Source organism: Curtobacterium sp. 22159, from assembly GCF_052045775.1.
Classification (GTDB): domain Bacteria; phylum Actinomycetota; class Actinomycetes; order Actinomycetales; family Microbacteriaceae; genus Curtobacterium.
Window position 1 is genome coordinate 336362 of record NZ_JBQEPN010000003.1, and the last position, 25598, is coordinate 361959.

Consider the following 25598-nt stretch of genomic DNA (forward strand, 5'->3'; position numbering starts at 1 on the left):
CGTCGAACGTACTCGTCAGCGCGTCACAGCGTTCCGAGCAGCCCGAGCGGCGCCCGAGCCGGACGCGGCGGACGCGGCGGACGCGCCGACCGAGGCGGACGCCTCAGTCCACGTCGACGTCCGCCCACCCGTCGAACCGCCCGATCTCGGTCACGCGCACCACGGCCTCCCCCGCCTCGTCCGAGGCGTCCAGGTCGATCGTCGCCGAGAACCCGAAGTCCTTGTCGCCGGACGGGTCGGCGAAGATCTGCCGCGCGCGCCAGGTGCGCCCGCCGCCCCGGCCCGGCGTCTCGTCCAGCACGAGGTACTGCATGGACCGGGCGTCGACGTCCGTCCTGACCTCGTCGTGCGACTCGTAGTACTCCTCGAGCACGTTGTCCCACGCGGACCGGTCGAAGCCGGACGTCGCGTCGAGCGCCCCGAGTCCGTCGACGTCGTCCGCGGCGGCGAGCAGGACCCGCTGGAACAGGGCGTTGCGGACGAGCACACGGAACGCCCTGACGTTGCCGGTGAGCCGTGCGGGCTGCGGCGGCGCGATCTCGTCGTGTTCGTCGGCGGCCTCGTCGACGGCGCCGTTGACCAGCGCCTCCCACTCGTCGACGAGGGACGAGTCGGTCTGCTTGACGACCTCGCCGAGCCATTCGATCAGGTCGTCGAGCTCGGGGGTGCGCTGCTCGTCGGCGATGGTCTGCCGCATGGTCCGGTAGGCGTCCGACAGGTAGCGCAGCACGAGCCCTTCGGATCGGGTGAGCTGGTAGAACCGCACGAAGTCCCCGAAGGTCATCGCCCGCTCGTACATGTCCCGCACGACGGCCTTCGGCGAGAGCTGGAAGTCGAGCACCCACGGCTGCTCGGCCGCGTACGCCTCGTAGGCCGCCTCCAGCAGCGGGGCGAGCGGACGCGGCCAGGTGACCTCCTCGAGCAGCTCCATCCGCTCCTCGTACTCGATGCCCTCCTGCTTCATCCGGGCGACGGCCTCGCCGCGCTCCTTGAACTGCTGCTGCGCCAGGATCGCCCGCGGGTCGTCGAGCGTCGCCTCGACGATCGACACCATGTCGAGCGCGTAGGTGGGCGAGGACGGGTCGAGCAGTTCGAACGCGGCGAGCGCGAACGGCGACAGCGGCTGGTTGAGGGCGAAGTTCGGCTGCAGGTCGACGGTGACGCGGTAGGTCGCCGGGGCGTCACCGACGCCGGGCACGCGCTCGATGACCTGCGCGTTGATGAGCGTGCGCGCGATGGTCAACGCCCGCCGAGCCATGGCGAGCTGCCGTGCGCGCGGTTCGTGGTTCTCGAACACGAGCGCCCGGACGGCCGAGAAGGCATCCCCTCCGCGGGCGACGACGGCGAGCACCATCGCGTGCGTGATGCGCATCCGCGACACCATCGGCTCGGGCTCCGCCTGGATGAGTCGCTCGAACGACGCCTGTCCCCACGACACGAACCCGTCCGGCGCCTTCTTCTTCTTGACCTTGTTCTGCTTCTTCGGGTCGTCCCCGGCCTTGGCGACGGCCCGGGCGTTCTCGATCTCGTGCTCCGGCGCCTCGGCCACGACGTCACCCTCGGTGTCGTAGCCGGCGCGTCCGGCACGACCGGCGATCTGGTGGAACTCGCGGGCGGACAGCTGCCGCATCTTCGAGCCGTCGAACTTCGTCAGTCCGGTGAGGAGCACCGATCGGATCGGGACGTTGATGCCGACGCCGAGCGTGTCGGTACCGCAGATCACGGGCAGCAGTCCGCGCTGGGCGAGCTGTTCGACGAGCCGTCGGTACTTCGGGAGCATGCCGGCGTGGTGCACTCCGATCCCTGCGCGGATGAGGCGTGAGAGCGTCTGTCCGAACCCGGCGCTGAACCGGAACCCGGCGATCGCGTCGGCGATCTGGTCGCGTCGTTCCCGCGATGCGACACGGACGGACATGAGCGCCTGCGCCCGTTCGAGTGCGGCGGCCTGCGCGAAGTGCACGATGTAGATCGGCGCCTTGCCCTCCTCGAGCAGCCGTTCGACGGTCTCCTGCACGGGTGTCATGACGTACTCGTACGTCAGCGGCACGGGGCGTGCGACACCGGTGACCCGGGCGGTCGGCCTCCCGGTCCGGCGGGAGAGGTCGTCGGCGATGGTGGTGACGTCGCCGAGGGTCGCGGACATGAGGAGGAACTGCGCCCGCTCGAGCACGAGGAGCGGCACCTGCCAGGCCCAGCCCCGGTCGGGGTCCCCGTAGAAGTGGAACTCGTCCATCACGACGACGTCCACCTCGGCGTCCGGCCCCTGGCGGAGTGCGAGGTTGGCGAGGATCTCGGCGGTGCAGCACACGATGGGGGCGTCCGCGTTGACGCTGGAGTCGCCGGTCACCATGCCGACGTTCTGCGCGCCGAACAGGTCGACGAGCTGGAAGAACTTCTCCGACACGAGCGCCTTGATCGGTGCCGTGTAGTAGCTGCGCTTGCCCTCGGCGAGCGCCGCGAAGTGCGCGCCGGCGGCGACGAGGGACTTGCCGGTGCCGGTGGGCGTGCTGAGGACGACGTTGGCCCCGGACACGAGTTCGATGAGCGCTTCGTCCTGGGCCGGGTAGAGCGGTCGGCCACCCTCGGCGGCCCAGTCGGCGAAGGCCTCGTAGACCGCGTCGGGGTCGACGGCGCCGTCGACCGCCGCCGGCAGGGCGGCGACGAGCGGCGGGACGGTGGTGACGTCGGTCATGCGTCCATCCTCCCAGGTGGGTGGCGACCGGGGGACGGACGGGAGGCGCGGTGCGACCCCGCCCCGCGCCTCCTGGCCCGCTCCTGGATGCGTCCGCATACACTCGCAGCGTGCGCGAACTCGGCTTCCTCTCCTTCGTCCCGAACCACGGTGGCACTGCCGGCGCGGCGGCTGCGCTCGAGGACGGCCTCCGCCTCTTCGAGACCGCGGAGTCCCTCGGCTACGGCACCGGCTGGGTGCGGGGTCGGCACTTCGAGCCGTTCCTGACGAGCCCGATGACGTTCTTCGCGGCGGCGGCGCAGCGGACCCGCACGATCGGGTTCGGCACCGCGGTGCTCGGCATGCGGTACGAGGACCCGGTGCGCCTCGCGGAGGACGCCAGCACGGTGGACCTGCTGAGCGGCGGCCGCGTGCAGCTCGGCATCAGCACCGGCATCGCCGGGTACGGGCCGATCCTGGACCCGGTGTTCGGCGGGTCGGACCGCAGCTTCCGCGACGAGGCCGAGGCCCGCGCCGCCCGACTGCTGGAGGTCCTGCGCGGTGAGGCGCTGGGGACGGCCGGGAAGGGGTACGAGAGCATCCCCGCCGGGGCCGACCTGACCCTGCAGCCGCAGAGCCCGGCGTTGCTCGACCGGGTCTGGTGGGGCGGCGGCAGCATGGGCACCGCGGTGCGGACGGCCGAGAAGGGGCTGCTGCTGCACTGCTCGACGCTCAACACGGAGGACACGGGTGCACCGTTCGCCGAGGCGCAGGCGGACCAGATCCACGCGTACCGCGACCGCTTCGCCGAGCTGCACCCCGACCGGACCCCGAAGGTCGCGGTCGGCCGGATCATCGTGCCGCTGCTCGACGAGCACGACCGCGCCGTCCACGAGGAGTTCCTGACCGGCTACGCGAGCGGCATGGACGACGAGGGTCGACCGCTCTCCGGGACGCCGCCGTTCCGGTTCAGCAAGGTGTTGTCGGGTGAGCCCGCCGCGATCGTCGACGCGCTGCTCGCGGACCCGACCGTCCGGACGACCGACGAACTCGTCGTCACCCTGCCCGCGAACGGTGACGCGGCGGCACACGAGCGGATCCTCAGGATCGTGGCGGAGCAGATCGCGCCGGCGCTGCTCGACGCCTGACCAGGGGCATCCGGCGGGGCTCGCACCGAGGTTGGTGAGGCCCTCGGGAGCCCGGCCGGATGACCATCTCGTCCCTGATCCGCACGGGATGGTGCACCCATCGTTCCACCTACCGTGCGGTTTGTCACACGATCCTGCGGATAGTGGACCGCAAAAGTGACGATCGATCACCCGTTTCTCCCGATCCGCAGGAAGACGGGCGACCACCGGGCCCCGGAAGAGCGAATGCGCCCCCGCGCGGACGCGGGGACGCATTCTTGACGCACCGGGGCCACCAGGGCTCCATCGGCCGGATCAGGAGACCGTGTCGCACGCGTGGCGACCCCGTTCTCGGTGCGCGCGCCGACGGTAACCAGCCGTCTGGCGCAGGACGATGCTACTGAATGAACATCTGAGGAACGCGGAAACCGGACGAAGTCACACCAGTTCGAGGGGTACCGCGCCGGATTCGTCCCTCACGGACGCCCCGACGTGCAGCGTGAACGCGCCCCGCTCGTACGCCCAGGCGCCGTCCTGACCTCCGACCCAGTGCGCGAACGCCCGGGCCGGGACCTCGATCGACACCTCGGTCGACCCGCCCGCGGCGAGGCGCACCGGCGCGAAGCCGACCAACCAGCGGACCGGCCGGTCGACCGCGGACCCGGAACGCGAGGCGTACACCTGCACGACGTGCTTCCCGGCACGGTCGCCCGTGTTCGTGACGGTCGCGGTGACGATCGCCGCGTCCCCCTCGCGCACGGTCGGGGACGCAGCCACGCCGTCGATCGTCCACGTCGTGTACCCGAGGCCGTGCCCGAATGGGTACGCCGGTTCGGTGCCCGCGCGGAGCCACGCCCGGTAGCCGATGTGCACCCCTTCCTCGTAGGCGACCTTGCCGTCGACGGGCGTCACGTTCGCCACGGGGACGTCCGCGAGCGTCGCAGGCCAGGTGGTGGGGAGTCGGCCGCCCGGCTCGCGCGCACCCGTGAGCACGTCGGCGAGCGCGTTGCCGTACTCCTGACCACCGAACCAGGTCAGGAGCACCGCCGCGACGTCGTCCCGCCACGGCATCTCCACCGGCGACCCCGCGTTCACGACCACGACCGTGTTCGGGTTCGCGGCGGCGACCGCGCGGACCAGGTCGTCCTGGTAGCCCGGGAGCGCGAGCGACGTGCGGTCGTAGCCCTCGGACTCGACCCTGGAGTTCGTGCCCACCACGACCACCGCGACGTCCGCCCCGGTCGCCGCCGTCACCGCGGCGTCGATGAGCACCGCGGGGTCCTCGTCGGACGGCTCAGTGCCGAACTGGTACGCGAGCACGCCACCGAGCGTCTCGTCCTGCACGACGTCGTGCTCGATGCGGATCGCGACCTGCTGGCCTTGCTCGACCGACACCGGTACGGAGCGCGCCGGCGGGTTGAGGAACGCGGCACCGAGCTGGTCGCCGTCGAACGCCACGTCCTCGTCGATCAGCAGCTCGCCGTCGATCCACATCCGGGACCGGCCGGCGGCGCCGATGCCGATCCGGACCGTGCCGGTCGAGGGCGCCGTGTAGGTCGTGGTGAGGTCGAGACGGTCGGCCTCCCGGATCGGAGCGTCGCCGCCGAACCAGAACAGCGCCGTGGCCCGGCGGTCCTCGGTGTACAGCTCCTCGCCGTCCCGGACGAACGCGACCCGCGCACCGGGGTCGCCCGTCACCGGGTTCGTGATCGTGGCGAGCGGGAACTCCGCGATGCCCTCCTGGACGACGGCGCCGATCGCGTGGTCGACGGTGGCGCCAGGGAACGCGGCACGGATGCCGTCGAGCGGCGACACGACCGAGGACGGCACGACGGTCGCGGATCCGCCGCCCTGGGTCCGGGCCTGATCGGCGTTGTGTCCGATGACGGCGATGCGGGAGACGGTCGGAGCGTCGAGCGGCAGGACGCCGGTGTTGCGGACGAGGACGGTGCCCTCCGCCTCGGCCTCGCGGACGAACGCGGTGCCGTCCTCCACGTGCACCGGGGACGCGGCCACGGGTTCGACGCCCTCGAGCGCGCCGACCCGGGCCGCGAGCGTCAGGATCCGCCGCACCTTCCGGTCGATCGCCGCGATCGGCACCTCGCCCGACTCCACGGCCGACAGCAGCGGCCCCTCGCTCCACCACGGGTTCGGCCCCGGCATGGCGAGGTCCTGCGACGCCTTCGCCGAGTCCACCGACCGGACGCCGGTCCAGTCGGACACGACGACGCCGTCGAAGCCCCACTCGGAGTTGAGCGGCGTCTCGAGCAGGTCGTTCTCGGACGCCGTGACGCCGTTGATCGCGTTGTACGACGACATGACCGCCCAGGCGTGCGCCTCGGTGACGGCCTTCTCGAACGCGAGCAGGTAGAGCTCGCGGAGCGCACGGTCGGACACCTCGGTGCTCGCGGTGAACCGGTCGGTCTCGTAGTCGTTCGCGATGTAGTGCTTCGGGGTCGCGGCGACGCCGTTCTCCTGCACGCCCGCGACGTACGACGCCGCGAGGTCGCCCGTGAGCACCGGGTCCTCGCTGAACGCCTCGAAGTGCCGGCCGCCGAGCGGCGATCGGTGCAGGTTGATGGTCGGGCCGAGCACGACGTCGACGCCCTTGCGGCGAGCCTCGACGGCGGCTGCCGCGCCGTACCGCTTCGCGATCGCGCGGTCCCACGACGCGCTCAGCGCGGTGGCGGACGGCAGGTTGAGCGAGGGGTCGCGCTCGTCCCACACCTCGCCGCGGACTCCGGAGGGGCCGTCCGACATGACGATCCGGCGCAGCCCGATCTCCTCGATCGGCCACGTGGTCCAGAAGTCTCGGCCGGTCAGCAGCCGGACCTTCTCCTCGGTGGTCAGCCGGCCGAGGAGCGCGTCGATGCGCTCGGTCAGCGGACGGGAGGCACGGGTCGGTTCGTCCACGATGCTCACGATGGTCGTCCTTTCGTTCGGAGTGGTTGCGGGTCGTCAGCGCACGCCGCGGATGCGGGACACCGACACGATGCCGAGCAGCCCGACGACGGCGCCGGTGATGAAGAAGCCGCTGTAGCCGCCGGTGAGCCCGATCACGCCGGGTGCGGCGGCCGGCACGATCGACTGCGGCAGCGCCTGGGCGATGTTGACGACGCCGAGGTCCTTGGCGTTGTCCTCGTCGGACGGCAGCACGTCGGTGATGAGCGCGAGGTCGACGGCGTAGAACACGCCCATGCCGGCGCCCATCACGAACTCGCCGACGAGCACGGCGCCGAGCGACGGGGCGAGGGCGATGACCACCAGGCCGACGACACCGACGACCCCGGCGACCGCGACGAAGAGCTTCCGTCGACCGAGCCGGTCGGAGAGCCAGCCGGCGACGAGCGAGGTGAGGACGATCCCGACGACGTTCCACAGCGTGCCCTGGAACACCGCGTTGGCGAGGTGGGAGTCGTCGATCCCGATGTCGTCCCGCAGGAAGTACGTCAGGTACGACACGGCGGTGTACTGCGCGGCGACCATCATGAAGCGCGTCAGCCAGGCCCAGCCGAGGTCGGGGTGCTTGACGGGGTTGAACACGAACGAGCCGAACAGCTGCCCGATGCCGAGCTTCGAGGTCGGGCGGTTCGCGAGCACGCGGTCACGGAAGACGAGGGCGTAGAGGACGACGACCGCGGACCCGATGGCCCCCGGGACGATCATCTGCGTCGCCGACGTGGAGAACAGCTGCACGAGGAACGTGCCACCGACGAGGGCGAGGTTCTGCGCGAGGCCGAGCAGCGCCGCGACCCGCCCGCGCTGCGACCGGGTGACGTGGTCCGGCATGACGGCCGTCAGCGCCGCGATCGTGGCGTTGTAGGCGATCTGCGCGACGCCCCAGCCGACCACGAGCACGACCGTGGAGGACGTCGTCGCGACGACCACGAGGGCCGCGAACCCGACCACGGTGCCACCGATGATCCACGGACGACGCATGCCGAGCCTCCCGGCCGTCCGGTCGCTGAACCGTCCCGCGAGGGGGTTGGCGACCATCGCCGCGAACGCGCCGATCCCGAGCGCGAGGCCGAGCACACCGGCCTGGTCGTCGGGTGCGATCTCGGCGACCTTGAGCGCCATGGCGACGAGCACCGGGGGCAGGAGGGCGATGTACAGGCCGAGCATCGCGATCGGCATGCCGAGCGTGTACATGAGCGGTGCGCCTCGACCGCTCGTGGGGGCGACGGCGGTCGGGGTGTCGGTGACGGTCAGGGCGTCGTTGGCCACTGCAGCCTCTTCTCGGGTACGCCGCCGTCGTCGGCGACTCGCACGCCTCCGTCGGCGGCTCGTGCCACCGTACCACTAAAACCAACTCTTGCTAGGTTTTCTGCACGGAGGCCCGGGCGGTACAGTCCTGCCATGGCACGACGGGGTTCGTACGCGAAGGGCATCGCGAAGCGTGAGGAGATCCTCACGACGGCCCTCGAGCTCGTCGCGGCACAGGGCTTCCGCAGGACGAGCATCAAGGACATCGCCGACGCGGTCGGACTCACCCAGGCCGGGCTCCTGCACTACTTCGACTCCAAGGACGAACTCTGGGTCGAGGTCCTCCGCCGCCGCGACGAGCTCGACCTCGCCCACGACTGGCAGACGTCGGACCCGGCGGCGCTCCTGGCGGCCATCGTGCGGCACAACACCGAGGTGCCGGGGCTCGTGCAGATGTTCGTGAACCTGTCGGCGGCCGCGGCGACCGACCCGGAGCACCCGGCCCACGAGTACTTCCGCGAACGCTACGAACGCAGCCGGCGCGACGTGTCCGCGGACTTCCGCGAGATGCAGGCTGACGGAAGACTCCGGAGCGACGTCGACCCCGAACAGCTCGCGAGCGTGCTGCTCGCCGTGTCGGACGGCATGCAGATCCAGTGGTTGTACGACCCGACGCGCACCATGGCCGAGCACGTCGAGCTCGTCGCGCGGCTCGCGATCGCCGAAGCCGTCCGGCCGGCCTGACCGCACGCCCACACGGGAGGCGCGGCGAGCGCCCGGCGGACAGGTACCGTCAGTGCCTGGTCCCGTCCGGCGACCACACGGCAGGATGGACGGTGCCCGCCAGGGCAGCGACCCCGACGACGATGTGGAGTGACGCGATGACGCGTGTAGTGGTGACCGGTGGCAGCGGCAAGCTCGGACGAGCGGTCGTGCGCGACCTCGACGAGCACGGGTACGACGTGGTCCTGCTCGACCGTGTCCCGTCCCCCGACAAGCCCGAGCGGGTGCAGTTCGTCCGCACCGACCTCGGCGACTACGGGCAGGTGCTCGGCGCGTTCACGGGCGTCGACGACCGCTACGACCACATCGATGCCGTGGTGCACCTCGGCGCGATCCCGGCGCCCGGTCAGGTGCCCGACGTCGCGCTCATCACGAACAACGTGACGGCGTCGATCAACGTGTTCCACGCCGCACGTGCCGCGCGGATCAAGAACGTGGTCTGGGCATCGAGCGAGACGCTGCTCGGCATCCCGATGGGTGAGCACCAGCCGCCGTACCTGCCCGTCGACGAGGAGTTCGCGGTCCGTCCGCAGTCGTCGTACTCCCTCGGCAAGGCGGTCGAGGAGGAGATGGCCCGGCACTTCACGCGCTGGGACCCCGAGCTGAAGATGATCGGGTTGCGGTTCTCGAACGTCATGGACGAGACCGACTACCCGGCGTTCCCCTGGGACGCCACCCCCGAGGCGAAGACGTTCAACCTGTGGTCCTACATCGACTCCCGCGACGGGGCGCAGGCGGTGCGGAAGGCCGTCGAGGCCGAGCTCACCGGGTTCGAGGCGTTCGTCATCGCCAGCCCGGACACGGTGATGGACACCCCCACCATCGAGCTCGTCGAACGCTTCGTGCCGCAGATCGAGCGCCGCGCCGACATCGACGGGGTGAGCTCGCTGCTGTCCTCCGACAAGGCACGCGAGCTCCTCGGCTACGCCCCCGAGCACAGCTGGCGCGACCACCGGTCCTGACGACGCCGGCGCCGGGTCAGGCCGGCAGCAGGAGCCCGTCGAGCACGAGGTCACGGGCGCGCGGCAGCAGGTCCGCCGTGAGCGCCCCGTCGTCGACGCCCGTGATCTGCGCGATGGCGCCGATGATGGCGGCCGTCGACAGTTCCCCGTCGCACGCGCCCACGAACGCGGCGAGCGCCGTGTCCGCGTCCACCCGTCGGCCGAACCCGCCGCCCTGCACGAGCGTGATGACGGTCGGGTCGTCGTTGCCCGGCCAGTAGAAGCGTTCCTCGGTGACGTCCCCGGCGACGCGGAGGTGCGCGGCGGCGAGGGCGTCGTCGTCGTGTGCGCCGAGCCACGTGGCCGCGTCGAGGACCCGGGCGACCGTGGCGCCGAGGCCCGCGGGGTTGGAGCCGAGCACCTCGGGGACGCGCTCGAAGCGCCGGAGGGTCACCGCGCCCGGCGAGAGCGGCTTCCGGACCACGACGTACCCGAACCCGACACTGGTGACGCGGCGCGAGTCGAAGTCGTCGAGCCAGGCGCCGACGAGGTCGTCGTACCCGTCCGTGCCCGGCTTCGTGCCGCCGTCGCGGATCCAGGTCTCGGCGTAGGCGGCCGGGTCCTGCCGCTCACGCTCGACCACCCACGTGTCGAGGGCCCCGGGGCCGTCCGGATCGGACCAGGAGCGCACACGGTCCAGCCCGTCCGACCCCCAGCGGTACTCCCAGTTGCCGAGGAGCTGCGCCGTGCCGCCGGGTTCGAGGTGGTCGCCGAGTCCGCGCAGGACGGTCTCGACGAGGGCGTCACCGACCATCCCCCCGTCGCGGTACTCGTACGACGGGACACCCTCCCGCCGCGGGGTGATGACGAACGGCGGGTTCGAGACGATCCGGTCGAAGCGCTCCCCCGCGACCGGTTCGAAGAGCGAGCCGAGCCGGAACTCGATCCCGTCGATGCCGTTGAGCTGCGCGTTGAACCGGGCGATGTCGAGGGCGCGCTGCGAGATGTCGGTCGCCACCACCTCGTCCGCGAAGCGCCGCGCGTGCATCGCCTGCACGCCGCAGCCCGTGCCGAGGTCGAGCACCCGGCGGACGGGCACCGGCACCTGCAGGCCGGACAACGTCGTGGTGGCACCACCGATGCCGAGGACGTGCTCCTCGCCGAGGGCGGCACCGAGCGCGAGTTCCCCGAGGTCCGAGACGATCCACCAGCTCCCGGCACCGAGGTCGTCGACGAACGCGTAGGGACGCAGGTCGACCCCCGGCACGACCCACTGCTCGGCGTCCGCACCCTCGGAGCCATCCTCGGAGGCGTTCTCAGACATGCTCTCGAGCCGCACGAGCCCGCTGTCCACGAGCGCGTCGACGCCGACGGTGGGGAACGCCTCGTCCGCCCGGCCGCGGGGCACGCGGAACCCGAGGACGAACAGCTCCGCGATCGTGGACCGCGACCGCAGGTCCGGGGTCACGCGGGCCCGTGCCGCCCGGACGGCCGCGACGCGGTTGCCCCGGTGCAGTGCCGCGGCGGCGTCCGCGCCCCAGAGCGCGTCGACGCCCTCGACGCTGAACCCGGCGTCGGTGAGGTCCTGCCGCAGGGCATCGGTGACGACGGGGTCCGTCACCACGGTGGGCAGGACGTGCTCGCGGATCACGCCAGGACGTCCTCGCGCATGAGCTCTGCGGGGACCTCCCACGCAGACACGAGGTCGAGCAGGCCGGGGAACCGCTGCTGCACGTCGTCGAAGCGGACCCGGCTGGAGCGGGTGAGCCCCTCCTGGTGCTGTTCGAGCAGCCCGGCCTCGCGCAGCACGCGGAAGTGGTGCGTCAGCGTCGACTTCGGCCGGTCGATGCCAACCCACCCGCAGCTCCGGATGCCGCCGGCTGCGTCCACGAGGTAGCGGTGCAGGATCGCGAGCCGGATGGGGTCGCTCAGGGCGTCCATGACGGCGGGGAGGTCCATCTCCGCCACGGACGGCTGCGGCAGGTGTTCGGGAGCATCCACGGGCGCGGGCATGGACGGGACGCTACCACTGTTCACCTCGCAGTACGACTTGCGTCGTACAGCGCGGTACGGTACGAATGCTGTACGACTTCGCTCGTACAGGGGTGGTCGTCGAAGGAAAGGGGCGCTCATGGCGCAGTCAGCTCGGTCGGTCGTGGGGTTCTGGATCCTCGCGGCGATGCTCCTCGTGTCCGTCGCCTCGTCGGCGGTCCCGTCCCCGATCTACCCCGTGTACGCGGCCGAGTGGCACCTCACTCCGCTCATGCTCACGGGCGTGTTCGCGATCTACGTCGCCGGACTCCTCGCGAGCCTGCTCGTCGCCGGGCGCCTGTCCGACCACGTCGGCCGCAAGCCGGTGCTCGTCGTCGGCGGTCTCGGCGTCGCCCTGTCGCTCGGCCTCTTCGCCGTCGCGGACGGCGTCGGCGCGCTGATCGTCGACCGGATCGTCCAGGGGGTCTCGGTCGGGCTCCTCATCGGCGCGCTCGGAGCGGCCCTCATCGACAACTCGCTCGAGCGTCACCCGAGTCTCGCCGGGGTGCTGAACGGCGTGATCCCGCCGATCGCCCTCGCCACCGGCGCGATGTCGAGCGGTGCCCTCGTGCAGTGGGGGCCGGCACCCGAGCAGCTCGTCTACGTGCTCTTCGGCGTGCTGCTGGTGCTCATGGTGATCGCGCTGGTGGTCGTCCCCGAGCAGGTCACGCCGCGTCCGGGCGCCCTCCGCTCCCTGCGCCCCCGCATCAGCGTCCCCCGGTCCTCGCGCCGCCTGTTCCGCAGCGTCGCCGGCTCCCTCGTCGCGAGCTGGGCACTCGGCGGCATGTTCCTGTCGCTCGTCCCCTCGGCCCTCGGCGCGGTGTTCGGCATCACGAACCACTTCGCCGCCGGCGCGCTCATCGCGGTGGTCACCGGCGTCGGCGCACTGACCGGTCTCGCGATCCAGCGGATGGACACCCGCCGCGCGGTCCTGATCGGGCTCGTCGCGCTCGTGCTCGGGCCGATCGTCACCGTGGCCTTCGTGATGGCGCACTCCCTGCCCGGCCTCGTCATCGGCAGTGCGATCGCCGGCGTGGGTTTCGGGGCCGGGTTCCAGGCGCCGTTGCGGATGCTGCTCGCGACCGCCGCCCCGACGCACCGCGCGGGACTCCTGTCGACGATCTACGTCGTGAGCTACCTGGCGTTCGGCGTCCCCGCGGTCGTGGGCGGTCTGCTCGAGCCGTCGGTCGGCCTCGTGCCGGTGATCGCCGGGTACGGCGCCTTCATCGTGCTCGCTGCGGCCGTCGCCCTCGTCCTGCAGCTCGTGTCGAAGGACGCCGCGTCCGTCGAGGAGTCCGCCGCCGAGGTCGTCGAGGCGACGGCCACCGGCTCGGTCCGGATCGCACCGGCGGAGTGACGCTGGCGGCCGAGCGGCGAGCCGCCGTCGAGGGTCAGTGCCCCGGACGCGCCCGCTTCGGCCCCCGGGCCCGCACGCCGACGCTCCGGTGCGCATCGGCGTGCGCGGCGTCGACGTCCGCCTTGCCGCGATCGGCAGCGTTCCGCAGCCACTGCGGGCCGTGCGCCTTCGCCCAGTCCCAGAACCGGTGGAGCTGCGCACGGAGCCACGTGATGATCCGGTGGAAGAAGTGGAACTCGCTCGCGAGGATCGTCAGCCCGATGAACACCACCAGCCATCCCGGCCCGGGCAGCGGCACCAGGATGAGCCCGATCACGACGACGAGGCCACCCACGATCCCGACGAGGACCTTGTAGAAGAGGTGCACGTGCGGGCGGGCGTGGATCCAGGCGCGGAGGTCGCGGAACCACCGGAACCGCCGGTGCGGCTCCTCAGCACGCTCGACAGCGTCGGTCCGCTCGCTCGGGTCGCCTTCCATGTGCGGAAATGTAGGGCGCGCGGCTGGGAATCCGCGGCGCGGGCGGTGGGCACCCCGTGCATCCCGGGAGGCGCGTGGCGGCGCCAACCCGCGCCTCCCGTCCGTCAAACGGCCGGGCCCAGGAGGCGCGTCACGCGTGCACGACGCACGTCGCGGCCCACGGGACGGCGGCGAGGCGCGCCTCCGGGATGGGCTCCCCGCCGACGGTGCACCGCCCGTACGTGCCGGCGTCGATCCGCGCGAGCGCGGCGTCCACCTGCCGGAGCCGCTGCCGCGCGTCGTCCCGTACCGCCCCGAGCGAGCCGCGTTCCCAGGCGAGCGTGGCGCCCTCCGGGTCGTGCTCGTCGTCCGAGTTGGCGTCCTGGCGGGCATCACTGACGTCCCGCATGCTCCGCTCGACGTCCGCGAGGAGCCGTTCGTTGCGCGCTCGTTCCGCGAGCAGCGCCGTGCGGGGGTCGTCCATGCCGGACACCGTAGTCGCGGAATGACGAGGCGGTCGGATGCGTTCGCATCGACATGACGAAGATCGGGTTCCTGTCGTTCGGACACTGGCGCGACGTGCCGGGGTCGAAGGTGCGCAGCGGCCGGGAGGCGCTCGTACAGGCGATCGACCTCGCGGTCGCGGCCGAGGAGGCCGGCGTCGACGGCGCCTACTTCCGCGTGCACCACTTCGCACCGCAGCAGGCCGCACCCTTCCCGCTGTTGTCGGCGATCGCGGCCCGCACGAGTCGCATCGAGATCGGCACCGGCGTCATCGACATGCGGTACGAGAACCCGCTCTACATGGCCGAGGAGGCCGGGGCGGCGGACCTCATCTCCGGCGGCCGACTGCAGCTCGGCGTCTCCCGGGGATCACCCGAGACCGCACTCGCCGGGTACCGACAGTTCGGGTACGTGCCCGATCCCACCGACGAGAACGGTGGCGACATGGCGCGGGCCCACACCGCGGTCTTCCGGCGTGCGATCGCCGGCGAACCGATGGCCGACGCGGACCCGCGGATGACCGGCGTCGCGGGTTCGCTGCCGGTCTTCCCGCTCTCCGACGGGCTCGGCGACCGGATCTGGTGGGGCGCGGGCACCCGTGCCACCGCCGAGTGGACCGCGGAGCAGGGCATGAACCTCATGTCGTCGACGCTGCTGACCGAGGACACCGGCGTGCCCTTCGACCAGCTGCAGGCCGAGCAGATCTCCCGGTTCCGGACCACCTGGGCCGACATGGGGTGGGAGCGGACCCCGCGGGTCTCGGTCTCCCGCAGCATCATCCCGATCATCGACGACGAGTCGCGGCACTACTTCGGCGTCCGCGCCCAGGTCGAGGGCCAGGACCAGGTCGGCCACCTCGACGGCGGGCTGGCACGCTTCGGCCGCTCGTACATCGGGTCGCCCGAGGAACTCGTCACGGAGTTCGCCGCCGACCGCGCCGTGCGGGCCGCGGACACCGTGCTCGTCACCGTGCCGAACCAGCTCGGGGTCGACTTCAACGCCCGGCTGCTCGCCGCAGTGAAGGACGTGTTCGCCGAGGTCGACGCGGCCCCGGTCCCCGCCTGACCCGGAGCGGGTCCCCCTTCCTGCCGACACCCGGGCTGGGACTGTGGCCGTGTGCGCCGCCTGCGTAGCGTCGAGGAGCACCATCCCCCGCACCTCGAGGAGCACCCCGTGACGCTGCCGGCCGCCGGCTGGTTCCCGGACCCGCAGGACGCCAGCCGCCTGCGCTGGTGGGACGGGCGCGCCTGGGGAGCGGCGACCCGCGTCCTCCCGAGCCGCGCCGAGCCCGCCGCCCCGATCGTCGTCGCACCCGCGGGTCCGTCGTTCTCGGTCCGACCCGCCGCCACCGTCCGGACGGCGTCCTGGGCGTCGGGCGGGTCCGGCGTGCACCGGTTCAGCGCCTTCTCGATCCTGGCGGTGCTGCTGGCGGCGGCGTCCGTGGTGCTCGACCCGTGGGGCGCGATCAGCGTGGCGGCGATCGTCGCCGGGCTCATCGGCGTCGTGCGGCCCGGGGCGACGGGCGGCTGGCGGGTCCTCGCCCGCAGTGCTTCGGCGAGCGCGATCGTGGTCGGGGTGGCGACGGCAGCGGTGGCGGCGTCGGCGCAGTTCCACCTGTTCTGATCGCCCCCGTCAGCGCCGGGCGCGGGGGTGCGAGGTCTGGTAGACGTCGCGGAGCATGTCCGCCGTCACCATCGTGTAGATCTGGGTCGTCGCCACGCTCGCGTGCCCGAGCAGTTCCTGCACGACCCGGACGTCCGCACCGCCCTCGAGCAGGTGCGTCGCGAACGAGTGCCGGAACGTGTGCGGTGACACGTGTTCCGCCAGGTCCGCCCGGGACGCAGCCGCCTGGATCACCAGCCACGCGCTCTGACGCGACAGCCGAGCCCCACGCGCCCCCAGGAAGAGCGCCGGTGTGGACGGGCCCCGCGCCGCGAAGACCGGTCGTGCCCGCACGAGGTAGGCGTCGATGGCAGCACGCGCGTAGCTGCCGAGCGGCACGATGCGCTGCTTGTTCCCCTTGCCGGTGACCTTGACGACGGAGAGGCCGCCGGCGTCCGGAGCCGAGTCGTCCGACAGGGTCGTCACGTCGTCGACCGACAGCCCCACGGCCTCGGAGATCCGCGCTCCCGTGGCGTAGAGCAGCTCGAGCAACGCCTTGTCCCGCAACTGCACGGGGTCGTCGGCGTCGTCGGACACGGCGCCGAGCAGCCGCTCCATGTCGTGCACGGAGATCGCCTTGGGCAGCCGCATCGGCGCCCTCGGCGGCCGGACGGAGGCACCGGGGTCGAGCTGCAACCACCCCTCACCCGCGGCGAACGCGGTGAAGGACCGGACCGAGCTGAGCATCCGCGCCACCGACCTGGGCGCCAGCGGCCCCTCGGGACGGGTCGCCAGGTGCGTCACGAAGCCCGCGAGGTCGGCCCGAGCGATCTGGCCGACGTCCTCGAGCACCCGGGCACCGCCGGCCCGGTCGGCACCGTCCGAGTCGACCGTCGGCGCCGACGCCAACCAGTCCGCGAACGTCGCCAGGTCACGCCGGTACGCCGCGAGCGTGTGCTGCGACAACCCACGCTCGATCGCGATGTGCCGCAGGTACGACTCGGTGGCACGGTCGAGGGGCATCACCTGAGAAGGCTAACCGGCGGAGCGGCCCGCTCCCGACCGGCGCCGGCGGCTCGGAACCCGGGTCAGTGCAGCCGGTCGTCGGCGGGACCGACCCGGTGCCCGGTGAACGTGACGGTGAGCCCGCTCCGCGTCGGCGCAGCGCAGAACAGTCCCGCCGACACCGAAGCGTCCGGCAGGAGCGGAGCGACCCGGACCAGCCGGGGCTCCTCGCCCTCGGCCCACGCCCGGATGGTCACCGCGTCACCGTCCCGGCTCGCCCGGACCGTGACCGTACGTCCGGTCCAGTCCGGTACCGGCGCGACCGACCAGTCGGACGCCCCGGCCGTGACGACCGCGCCGACCTGCGGCAGACCGTCGGAGTGCTCGACCCCCGCCTTGATCCACGTCCGCTCGTCGACGCGGAGGAACACGCCTGCCTGGTCGAACTGCTCGGCGTAGTCCAGCACGAAGGACACCTCCACCGCCGCGGAGCCGTCCAGCTGCTGCACGAGCGCGTGCTCCGAGTCGTGGACGAAGCCGTACGAGGTGGTCCGCCAGGCGTCGCTGCCCTCGACAGCGGTCACGAGCAGGCGGTCGCCCTCGAGGACGGCCCGCTCCGGCTCGTGCGTCCACCGGCCTGCCTCGAGCAGCCCGGCGAGGCTCACGCCCGGCCGCCTGCCGCGCCCCGCTCGATGGCCTCGACCGCGAGCGTCGCCACGATCAGTGCCGAGTTGTGCAGCCGCCCGTCGAGGACCGCCGCCACCAGCTCGGCACGCGGCACCCACCGCGTCACGATGTCCGCCTCCTCGGCCTCGCGCTCGAACGCCGACCCGGTCGACCGGACGCCGCGGGCTCGGTAGATCTGGATGAACTCATCGCTGCCGCCCGACGAGGTGTTGTACCGGACGAGCGGTTCCCACGTGTCGGCCTCGAGGTCGGCCTCCTCACCGAGTTCACGCTGCGCGGCCGTGAGGTGGTCCTCCCCCTCGTGGTCGAGCAGCCCCGCCGGCAGCTCCCAGTCGCGCAGCCGCACCGGGTGCCGGTACTGCTGGATGACGAGCACACGCCCCTCGTCGTCCTCGGCGTAGACCGCGACGGCGCCGGTGTGGTCGACGTACTCGCGGACCATCGAGTCGTCGTGGTAGGCGATGGTGTCGCGACGGATGTCCCACACCGCTCCCTCGTACACGACCGTGGAGTCGGTGATCTCGAACGAGGCGGATTCGTCGGCGATGGGTGCGTCAGTCACCGCACCATCCAAGCACGCGGCCCCCGGACGGACTGGAGGCGNGCCTCCAGTCCGGGACGGGTCGCGTTACGCGACCTGCTCCTCGTTCTCCGGGTCGAAGAGGCTCGACGCCTCGTGCCGCACGATCGCGGCGTCGACGAGCCCCGCGAACAGCGGGTGGGCCTTCGTCGGACGCGAACGGAGCTCCGGGTGCGCCTGCGTGGCGATGTAGAACGGGTGCACGTCGCGCGGCAGCTCCACGTACTCGACGAGCGTGCCGTCGGGCGAGGTGCCCGAGAACACCAGGCCGGCGTCCGCGATCTGCTGACGGTAGGTGTTGTTCACCTCGTAGCGGTGACGGTGCCGCTCCGACGCCTCGGATGCCCCGTACAGCTCGGCCGCGAGCGAGCCGTCCGTGAAGTGCGCCGGGTAGAGGCCGAGCCGCATGGTGCCGCCGAGGTCGCCGCCCGCGATGATGTCGACCTGCTCCGCCATGGTCGCGATGACCGGCGTCGAGGTCTCCGGGTCGAACTCGGTGCTCGACGCGTCGGTCAGACCGGCTTCGTGGCGGGCGTACTCGATCACCATGCACTGCAGACCGAGGCACAGACCGAGCGTGGGGATCCCCTGCTCACGGGCGAAGCGCAACGCACCGAGCTTGCCCTCGATGCCGCGCACGCCGAACCCACCCGGGATGCAGATGCCGTCGACGTCGCCGAGCTGCTTCGCGGCGCCCTCCGGCGTGGTGCAGTCGTCGGACACGACCCACTTCAGCTTCACCTTGGCGTTGTGGGCGAATCCACCGGCACGGAGCGCCTCGGTCACCGACAGGTACGCGTCCGGCAGGTCGATGTACTTGCCGACGAGGGCGATCGTGACCTCCTTCTTCGGCTCGTGCACCGCGCGGAGCACGCCGTCCCAGCGGGACCAGTCCACGCCGTCGGCCTCGAGCCGGAGCGCGTCGATGATGACCTGGTCGAGCCCCTGGTCGTGCAGCATCGTCGGGATGTCGTAGATCGACGGGACGTCGACCGCGTTGACCACGGCGTTCTCGTCGACGTCGCACATCAGCGCGATCTTCTTCTTGTTCGAGTCGGACACCGGCCGGTCACTGCGCAGGACGAGCGCGTCCGGCTGGATGCCGATCGAGCGCAGCTGCGCGACGGAGTGCTGCGTCGGCTTGGTCTTCTGCTCACCCGAGGCGTTCATGAACGGCACGAGCGAGACGTGCACGAAGAAGACGTTGTTGCGGCCGAGCTCGTGCCGGACCTGACGTGCCGACTCGATGAACGGCTGGGACTCGATGTCGCCGACCGTGCCGCCGACCTCGGTGATGATGACGTCGGGCTGCGGGTCGTTCTCCGCCTGCTCGCGCATCCGCCGCTTGATCTCGTCGGTGATGTGCGGGATGACCTGGACGGTGTCGCCGAGGTACTCGCCGCGACGCTCCTTCGCGATCACCGTCGAGTACACCTGGCCGGTCGTCACGTTCGCCGCCTGGGACAGGTTGATGTCGAGGAACCGCTCGTAGTGCCCGATGTCGAGGTCCGTCTCGGCGCCGTCGTCGGTCACGAAGACCTCGCCGTGCTGGAACGGGTTCATGGTGCCCGGGTCCACGTTGAGGTACGGGTCGAGCTTCTGCATGACGACCTTGAGGCCGCGCGCCGTGAGGAGGTTGCCGAGGCTCGCCGCCGTCAGGCCCTTGCCGAGAGACGAGACGACCCCGCCGGTCACGAAGATCTGCTTCGTCACCTTCGGGGTCGAGGTGCTTGCTTGGGTACCGCCGCTGTAAGTGTCCGCCACGGGCTTCCATCCTACGTCAGAACCGACGGGAGGCGCGACCTCGGTTCGCCGTGGGCGTTGCGGCGCGCGCGGGGTCAGACGTTCTGGCCGGCGACGTCGAGCAGTTCGCGCGCGTGCTCGATACCGCTCGCGCTGTCGCCGAGCCCCGACAGCAGGCGCGCCATCTCCTGCAGGCGCTCGTCGCCCTCGAGCCGACGGACGCTCGACGACGTCACCGCGCCGCTGGCGTCCTTCACGACGTTGAGGTGGTTGTTCGCGAACGCCGCGACCTGCGCGAGGTGCGTGACGACGATGACCTGCGTGCGTTCCGCGAGCTTCGCCAACCGTCGCCCGATCTCGATCGCCGCCGCGCCGCCGACACCGGCGTCGACCTCGTCGAACACGAACGTGGGGACGGTGGTGCTGCCCGCCATGACGACCTCGATCGCGAGCATGACGCGCGACAGCTCGCCGCCCGACGCCCCCTTGCCGATCGGACGCGGGTCGGTCCCCGGGTGGGGCTGGAGGAGGATCGACACCTGGTCGCGGCCGTGGCGGCGGTAGTCGCCGGCGTCGGTCACCTCGACCACCAGGGTCGCCCCGGCCATCGCGAGGGACTTCAACTCCGCGGTGACCCGCTTCGCGAGGTCCTTCGCCGCCTTCGTCCGCGCCGCGGTGAGTGCCGCGGCCGCCCTCGCGAGGGCCTGCTCGTCCTGCTCCACCGCCTGCTGCAACCCGGCGATCCGGTCGTCGTCGCCGTCGAGTTCGAGGAGCCGGTCACTCGCGCGCTGCCCGTACGCGATGACGTCGTCGATCGTGTCGCCGTACTTGCGGGTGAGCCCGGCGAGGAGCGCCCGACGCTCGTTGATCAGTTCGAGGTCGTGGCCGGCGTCGGGTTCGAGGGAGCCGAGGTAGCTCGACAGGCTCGCCGACGCCTCGCTCGCCTGGATGCCGAGTTCCGTCAGCTGTTCGAGCACGGGCTGCAGGGCCACGTCCGAACCCGCGACACGCTCGATCGCCCGACGGGCCGACTCGACCAGGCCGACCACGTCGTTCGCGCCGTCGAGCGACTCGCTCGAGAGCGCTTCGTGCGCCAGGCCTGCCGACAGGCGCAGGTCTTCGAGGTTCCCGAGCCGCTCCGCACGTTCGGCGAGTTCGACGTCCTCCCCCGGCTGCGGGTCGGCGGACTCGATCTCGTCGGACGCCGCACGGATGCGCTCGGCCTCGGCCACGCGGTCGTCACGGTCCCGCGTGAGGGTCTCGAGCCCCCCGGCGTGCTGCTGCCACGTGTCGTACGCGGCGACGTAGGCGGCGAGTGCCTTCTCGAGCGCAGGACCGCCGAAACCGTCGAGCGCTGCCCGCTGCGCGGTCGCCGAGGTGAGCCGGATCTGGTCCGACTGACCGTGCACCGTGACCAGCTGGTCCGCGAGCTCGCCGAGCACCGCCACGGGTGCACTGCGACCGCCGACCGTCGCGCGGCTCCGCCCCTCGGCCGAGACCGTGCGGGTGAGGATGAGTTCGCCGTCCTCGATCGCGCCGCCCGCGTCCTCGACCCGCTCGGCGACCGCATCGTGCTCCGGGACGTGCCAACGCCCCTCGACGACGGCGTTCGTCGCACCGCGACGGACCGACCCCGCGTCGGCGCGCGCACCGAGCAGGAGGCCCAGCGCGGTGACGATCATCGTCTTGCCCGCACCGGTCTCACCGGTCACGACCGTGAACCCACGGCCCAGCTCGAGCGTGGTCTCGCCGATGACCCCGAGGTCGGAGATCCGGATCTCCTCGATCACAGGCTGTCCTCGTCGTCGGACTGCGGCCCGCGCCACCCCGCGACCGGCAACTGGAACTTGGCGACCAACCGGTCGGCGAACGGGGCGTCCTTGAGCCGCGCGACCCGGACGGGGTCCGGCGAACGGCGCACCTCGACGCGGGCTCCGGGCGGGAGGTCGTGCGTCCGGCGACCGTCGCACCACAGCACGCCCACACCGCTCGTCCGACGCAGGACCTCGATCGCGAGCGTGCAGTCCGGACCGACGACGATCGGCCGGGCGAACAGGGCGTGCGCGCTCAGCGGCACCATGAGGAGCGCATCGACGTCCGGCCAGACGATCGGGCCGCCCCCGGAGAACGAGTAGGCGGTGGAGCCGGTCGGGGTGGACACGACGACTCCGTCGCACCCGAAGGAGGAGAGCGGACGACCGTCGACCTCGGTCACGACCTCGAGCATGCGTTCGCGCGCGGCCTTCTCGATGGTGGCCTCGTTCAGCGCCCACGAGGTGTACACGACCTGGTGCCCGACCACGACGTCGACCTGCAGGGTCACGCGTTCCTCGACGTGGTAATCGCCCGAGAGCGCTCGTTCGACCGTGGAGCGGAGCCCGTCGCGCTCGCTCTCGGCGAGGAACCCGACGTGTCCGAGGTTCACCCCGACGATCGGAGCGGCCGTCCCGCGGACGAGCTCGGCTGCCCGCAGGATCGTGCCGTCGCCACCGAGCACGATGACGATCTCGAGCTGGTCGGACTGGACGTCCACGCCGAGGATGTCCACCTGGCCGACCGATGCTTCGGCGCGACGGATGTCGGCGTACTCGTCGAACGGCATCACGGGGACGAGGCCGGCGGCGTGCAGGAGGTCGCACACCTCGACTGCGGCGTCGATCGAGTCCCGGCGGCCCGTGTGGGACACCAGGAGGATGTGCCGGTCGTCGCTCATGCCGCCCCTTCCGTCAGTTCTGTCGCCCGGTCGATCCATTCTGTCGGATTGCCCCCGACATCCCGCTGGAAGCGCGCCAGGTACTCGTGGTTGCCGTGCGTGCCGACGATCGGCGAAGCCGCGAGCCCGGAGGTCCCGAGGCCGACGTCCCAGGCCGCCCACAGCACGTTCATGAGGGCGTCGCCCCGCAACGCCGGGTCACGCACGATGCCCTCGCGCACACCACCGCGGCCGACCTCGAACTGCGGCTTCACGAGGAGCACGAAGTCGTCGGACGGAACGGACTCCGCCAGCGCGGGCAGGACGAGTCGGAGGGAGATGAAGGACAGGTCCCCGACGACCAGCGTCGTCTCCGGAGCCGCGGGGTCGAGCGCCGCGTACGCGTCCGCGGTGAGGTTCCGCGCGTTGACCCCCTCGACCACGGCGACCCGGGAGTCCAGGGCGATGCGGGGATCGAGTTGTCCGTGCCCGACGTCGAGCGCCACGACCCGGCGCGCGCCGCGGCTCAGGAGCACCTGGGTGAAGCCGCCCGTGCTCGCACCGACATCGAGCACCACTCGACCGCTCGGGTCGATGCCGAACGTGTCGAGCGCACCGACGAGCTTCAGCGCCGCACGGGACACCCAGTCGTCGGCGTTGTCCACGTGGAGCGGCACCGACGAGGGGAACGCGGCCGAGGGCTTCACGACCGGTGAGCCGGCCACGGTCACGCGTCCGGCCTGGATCAGCTTGGCCGCAGCAGTGCGGGACTTCGCGAGGCCTCGGGCAGCCAGGAGCGCATCGAGCCGGACCGGCGTGGTGTCCGGTCCGGATCCGTGACCGTCAGGCACTCGTGGTGCCACCACTCTCGAGACGGGTGCGCAGCTCGTTGTGCAGCGCGGCGAAGGCGTCCGCGCGGTCGGCCAGCGGGAGGGCTTCGACGGCGTCGGTCCGGCTCGCGAAGTCCGTGGCCGCGCGCTCGGGTACGTCGTGCGTCCCGGGGTCGTCCGTGGCGGATTCGCGCTCGTCGTCCGCGCGGTCCTGCTCGTCGTTCGGCACGTCGGTCACGCTACTCGCCGCCGTACAGCTTCGGGTCCACGTCGAGACCGTAGATGGCCAGCCCGGACTCCCAGATGAGCGTGGTGCCCGCACGCAGCAGGTCGAGCGGGTCGCCGTCGTCCAGCACCCGCACGACGTGACCGCGCATCGCGACGGTGACGTCCCCGACGGTGGCGTAGCGCGTGCCGTCCGGGTCCTCACGCCGGCGGGTCACCGGGTACGGCTCCGCCAGACCCCGCAGGTCGCCGAGGATGTACGTCGGCCGCGAGCGCTGGTCCGCCGCCAGCACCTGCTTGGCCTTGTCGATGCCGGTGAGCACGAGCACGCTCGGGATGCCGGCGTCGTTCGCACCCTTGATGTCGGTGTCGAGCCGGTCGCCGATGAAGAGCGGGTGCTCGCCGCCGAAGCGGGCGAGCGCGGCGTCGAAGATCGGGCGCTCGGGCTTCCCCGCGACGACCGGCATCCGGCCGACCGCCTGGTGCACCGCCGACACCAGCGTCCCGTTGCCCGGCGCGATGCCGCGCTCGACGGGGATCGACCAGTCCATGTTGGTCGCCACCCACGGCACGTCCGGGTCGGCGAGCGCGAACGACGCCTCGGCGAGGTGGGTCCAACCGAGGTCCGGCGAGAAGCCCTGGATCACCGCGGCGGGCGAGTCGTCCGCACTCGACGTCACGGTGAAGCCCGCCGCCTCGACGATGCTGGTGAGGCCCAGACCGCCCGTCACGAGCACGGTCGAGCCCGCGGGCACGAGCGTCTCCAGCAGACGGACGCCTGCCTGCGACGAGGTCACGACGTCGTCCTCGGACACCTGGAGCCCGTAGCCGGCGAGGTGCTCCGCGACGTCGGCGGGACGGCGCGACGCGTTGTTCGTGATGTACCCGACCCGCGCCGTCCGAGACGCGTTCGTCAGCGCTTCGACCGCGTGCGGGATGGCGTTCCGCCCGCGGTACACGACCCCGTCGAGGTCCGTGAGGACGACGTCCACGCCGTCCGTCGGGGGCTTCGGGGAATCAGTCGGCAGCGGATCCGTCGACGTCGGTGGGGTTGTCGTCGTCGATCTCGCCGGGCTCGTCGCCGGCGGGTTCGTCGTCGTCCGGCTCGTCCCCGAGGGGCTCGTCGGTGAGCTCGGCGTCGGGCTCGTCGTCGACGGCTCCGTCGAACCCGTCGTCTCCGGGTCCTTCGACTTCGAGCGTTTCCTCGACCACATCAACTGTCTCCCAAGCGTTCTCGTCGGCGGCCTCGGCCAGGGCTTCGGTCGCACGATCGACACGGGCCCACCACTCGTCGGCCTCGTCCTGACGGCCGAGCTCCTCGAGCGTGGCCGCGTAAGCACTGTAGAGCGCCGGGGACCAGCTGTAGGCGGTGGACGGGTCGAGCTGTGGAATCTCCAGCTCACCGAGGGCGGCTGTGGGGTTGCCGAGGTCGAGGCGGGCGCCCGACATCGCGATGGCGAGTTCGACCTGCACCGCCGTGTCCAGCGCGGCGCGGTCCACGGAACGACCGAGCTCCAGTGCACGCTCGGGCCGCCCGAGGCCACGCTCGCAGTCGACCATCATCGGCAGCTGGTCGTTGCGGCCGGAGATCCGCCGGTAGGTGCGCAGCTCCCGGAGCGCCGTCGCGAAGTCGCCCAGACGGTACGCCGTGATCGCAGCGGTCTCCCGCACCACACCGACGCGACCGGCACGACGTGCAGCGCTCAGCGCGTGCTGGTTCGCCGCTTCCGGGTCGTCGTCGACGAGCATGGCCGCCGCGACGAGGTGACGGGCCACCCAGTCGGCGTTGTCCTTGCTCAGCGTCTTCAGCTCAGCGCGAGCAAGTTTGTCGAGGTCGCGGGCCTGGATGTCCTCGGGGATCTCCGGGTCGTCGTGGCGAGGGCGGACGGACTTGGTGCCGTAGGGGTCGCGGTCCTCCCAGTCGTCCCGGGATGCTTCCCCGAAGCGGGCGCCGGCGTGACGGCTCCCGTCGCCGAAGCGCTGGCGACCGTCACGGCTACCGCGCTCGCGGTCGGAGCCACCGCGGAACGGACGATCCCCGTCGCGCGTGGGGCGGTCCGAGCGGAACGGACGGTCACCGTCGCGACGCGGCCGGTCGTCGGAGCGGAACGGACGATCACCGTCACGACGCGGCCGGTCGTCGGAGCGGAACGGACG

The 25598-nt window shown here is 71.9% G+C and carries 22 protein-coding genes and 1 pseudogene; 6 read left to right on the plus strand and 17 right to left on the minus strand.

All coding sequences use genetic code 11. The features are described 5' to 3' along the window. Positions 1 to 103: 103 nt before the first annotated feature. Positions 104 to 2692 carry a DEAD/DEAH box helicase gene (locus ACTJKO_RS05570; protein ID WP_440686517.1) on the minus strand — a complete coding sequence of 863 codons (2589 nt, stop codon included), beginning with the start codon at positions 2690 to 2692 and terminating at the stop codon, positions 104 to 106. Between the two features lie 110 nt (positions 2693 to 2802). Here ACTJKO_RS05570 and ACTJKO_RS05575 point away from each other — a divergent pair, with 110 nt between their 5' ends. After that, entirely contained in the window at positions 2803 to 3819 is a 1017-nt protein-coding gene (locus ACTJKO_RS05575) for an LLM class flavin-dependent oxidoreductase (protein WP_440686519.1), read from the plus strand. Between the two features lie 417 nt (positions 3820 to 4236). On the opposite strand, the gene ACTJKO_RS05580 is transcribed toward ACTJKO_RS05575, so the two are convergent. Beyond that, entirely contained in the window at positions 4237 to 6720 is a 2484-nt protein-coding gene (locus ACTJKO_RS05580; protein WP_440686521.1) for a glycoside hydrolase family 3 C-terminal domain-containing protein, read from the minus strand. Between the two features lie 36 nt (positions 6721 to 6756). Continuing rightward, positions 6757 to 8025, minus strand: coding sequence for an MFS transporter (locus tag ACTJKO_RS05585; protein WP_440686523.1), 1269 nt, complete (start codon positions 8023 to 8025; stop codon positions 6757 to 6759). 132 nt (positions 8026 to 8157) lie between these two features. Between ACTJKO_RS05585 and ACTJKO_RS05590 the strand changes: the two genes are divergently transcribed. Beyond that, positions 8158 to 8748 (plus strand): TetR/AcrR family transcriptional regulator, encoded by a 591-nt coding sequence (locus tag ACTJKO_RS05590; protein WP_440686525.1) that lies wholly within the window; start codon positions 8158 to 8160, stop codon positions 8746 to 8748. Between the two features lie 137 nt (positions 8749 to 8885). Next, on the plus strand, positions 8886 to 9749 hold the full coding sequence (locus ACTJKO_RS05595; protein WP_440686579.1) for an NAD-dependent epimerase/dehydratase family protein: 864 nt from the start codon (positions 8886 to 8888) through the stop codon (positions 9747 to 9749). Positions 9750 to 9765: 16 nt separating this feature from the next. Here the strand turns inward: ACTJKO_RS05595 and ACTJKO_RS05600 are convergent, their stop codons facing one another. Beyond that, positions 9766 to 11379 (minus strand): DUF7059 domain-containing protein, encoded by a 1614-nt coding sequence (locus ACTJKO_RS05600; RefSeq protein ID WP_440686527.1) that lies wholly within the window; start codon positions 11377 to 11379, stop codon positions 9766 to 9768. Next, on the minus strand, positions 11376 to 11741 hold the full coding sequence (locus ACTJKO_RS05605; protein WP_440686529.1) for an ArsR/SmtB family transcription factor: 366 nt from the start codon (positions 11739 to 11741) through the stop codon (positions 11376 to 11378). The genes ACTJKO_RS05600 and ACTJKO_RS05605 overlap by 4 nt, the downstream gene beginning before the upstream one ends. A 118-nt stretch (positions 11742 to 11859) precedes the next feature. Here ACTJKO_RS05605 and ACTJKO_RS05610 point away from each other — a divergent pair, with 118 nt between their 5' ends. Continuing rightward, positions 11860 to 13116 (plus strand): MFS transporter, encoded by a 1257-nt coding sequence (locus ACTJKO_RS05610; RefSeq protein ID WP_440686531.1) that lies wholly within the window; start codon positions 11860 to 11862, stop codon positions 13114 to 13116. 34 nt (positions 13117 to 13150) lie between these two features. On the opposite strand, the gene ACTJKO_RS05615 is transcribed toward ACTJKO_RS05610, so the two are convergent. Together ACTJKO_RS05615 and ACTJKO_RS05620 are read right to left on the minus strand one after the other, a co-directional pair. Continuing rightward, positions 13151 to 13594, minus strand: a complete 444-nt coding sequence (locus ACTJKO_RS05615; protein WP_440686533.1) for a TIGR02611 family protein — start codon at positions 13592 to 13594, stop codon at positions 13151 to 13153. A gap of 130 nt (positions 13595 to 13724) precedes the next feature. Continuing rightward, a complete protein-coding gene (locus ACTJKO_RS05620) occupies positions 13725 to 14057 on the minus strand; it encodes a TraR/DksA family transcriptional regulator (protein ID WP_440686535.1) in 333 nt (110 codons plus the stop codon). Between the two features lie 53 nt (positions 14058 to 14110). Here ACTJKO_RS05620 and ACTJKO_RS05625 point away from each other — a divergent pair, with 53 nt between their 5' ends. Both ACTJKO_RS05625 and ACTJKO_RS05630 read left to right on the plus strand, forming a co-directional pair. Continuing rightward, positions 14111 to 15142 carry an LLM class flavin-dependent oxidoreductase gene (locus ACTJKO_RS05625; RefSeq protein WP_440686536.1) on the plus strand — a complete coding sequence of 344 codons (1032 nt, stop codon included), beginning with the start codon at positions 14111 to 14113 and terminating at the stop codon, positions 15140 to 15142. A gap of 108 nt (positions 15143 to 15250) precedes the next feature. Beyond that, positions 15251 to 15700 carry a DUF2510 domain-containing protein gene (locus ACTJKO_RS05630; protein WP_440686539.1) on the plus strand — a complete coding sequence of 150 codons (450 nt, stop codon included), beginning with the start codon at positions 15251 to 15253 and terminating at the stop codon, positions 15698 to 15700. 9 nt (positions 15701 to 15709) lie between these two features. On the opposite strand, the gene ACTJKO_RS05635 is transcribed toward ACTJKO_RS05630, so the two are convergent. From ACTJKO_RS05635 to ACTJKO_RS05680, 10 genes and pseudogenes are all read right to left on the minus strand, one after another. Further along, positions 15710 to 16702, minus strand: coding sequence for a site-specific tyrosine recombinase XerD (locus tag ACTJKO_RS05635; RefSeq protein WP_440686581.1), 993 nt, complete (start codon positions 16700 to 16702; stop codon positions 15710 to 15712). Between the two features lie 65 nt (positions 16703 to 16767). Next, positions 16768 to 17349, minus strand: a complete 582-nt coding sequence (locus ACTJKO_RS05640; protein WP_440686541.1) for a DUF1349 domain-containing protein — start codon at positions 17347 to 17349, stop codon at positions 16768 to 16770. Next, entirely contained in the window at positions 17346 to 17933 is a 588-nt protein-coding gene (locus tag ACTJKO_RS05645; RefSeq protein WP_440686543.1) for an NUDIX domain-containing protein, read from the minus strand. The genes ACTJKO_RS05640 and ACTJKO_RS05645 overlap by 4 nt, the downstream gene beginning before the upstream one ends. A gap of 66 nt (positions 17934 to 17999) precedes the next feature. Beyond that, entirely contained in the window at positions 18000 to 19715 is a 1716-nt protein-coding gene (locus tag ACTJKO_RS05650) for a CTP synthase (protein WP_440686545.1), read from the minus strand. A 74-nt stretch (positions 19716 to 19789) separates the two neighbouring features. Beyond that, on the minus strand, positions 19790 to 21484 hold the full coding sequence (gene recN, locus ACTJKO_RS05655) for a DNA repair protein RecN (RefSeq protein WP_440686547.1): 1695 nt from the start codon (positions 21482 to 21484) through the stop codon (positions 19790 to 19792). Beyond that, complete coding sequence (locus ACTJKO_RS05660; RefSeq protein ID WP_440686549.1) at positions 21481 to 22407, minus strand: NAD kinase; 927 nt, start codon at positions 22405 to 22407, stop codon at positions 21481 to 21483. Before ACTJKO_RS05660 ends, recN begins: the two co-directional genes overlap by 4 nt. After that, positions 22404 to 23237, minus strand: a complete 834-nt coding sequence (locus ACTJKO_RS05665) for a TlyA family RNA methyltransferase (protein ID WP_440686551.1) — start codon at positions 23235 to 23237, stop codon at positions 22404 to 22406. Before ACTJKO_RS05665 ends, ACTJKO_RS05660 begins: the two co-directional genes overlap by 4 nt. After that, positions 23230 to 23445: a hypothetical protein gene (locus ACTJKO_RS05670; RefSeq protein WP_440686553.1), complete on the minus strand. Its 216-nt coding sequence runs from the start codon at positions 23443 to 23445 to the stop codon at positions 23230 to 23232. Before ACTJKO_RS05670 ends, ACTJKO_RS05665 begins: the two co-directional genes overlap by 8 nt. 10 nt (positions 23446 to 23455) lie before the next feature. Next, a complete protein-coding gene (locus tag ACTJKO_RS05675; RefSeq protein ID WP_440686555.1) occupies positions 23456 to 24433 on the minus strand; it encodes an HAD-IIA family hydrolase in 978 nt (325 codons plus the stop codon). A 25-nt stretch (positions 24434 to 24458) separates the two neighbouring features. Beyond that, positions 24459 to 25598 (minus strand): annotated as a pseudogene (locus ACTJKO_RS05680) (hypothetical protein); the annotation flags it as partial.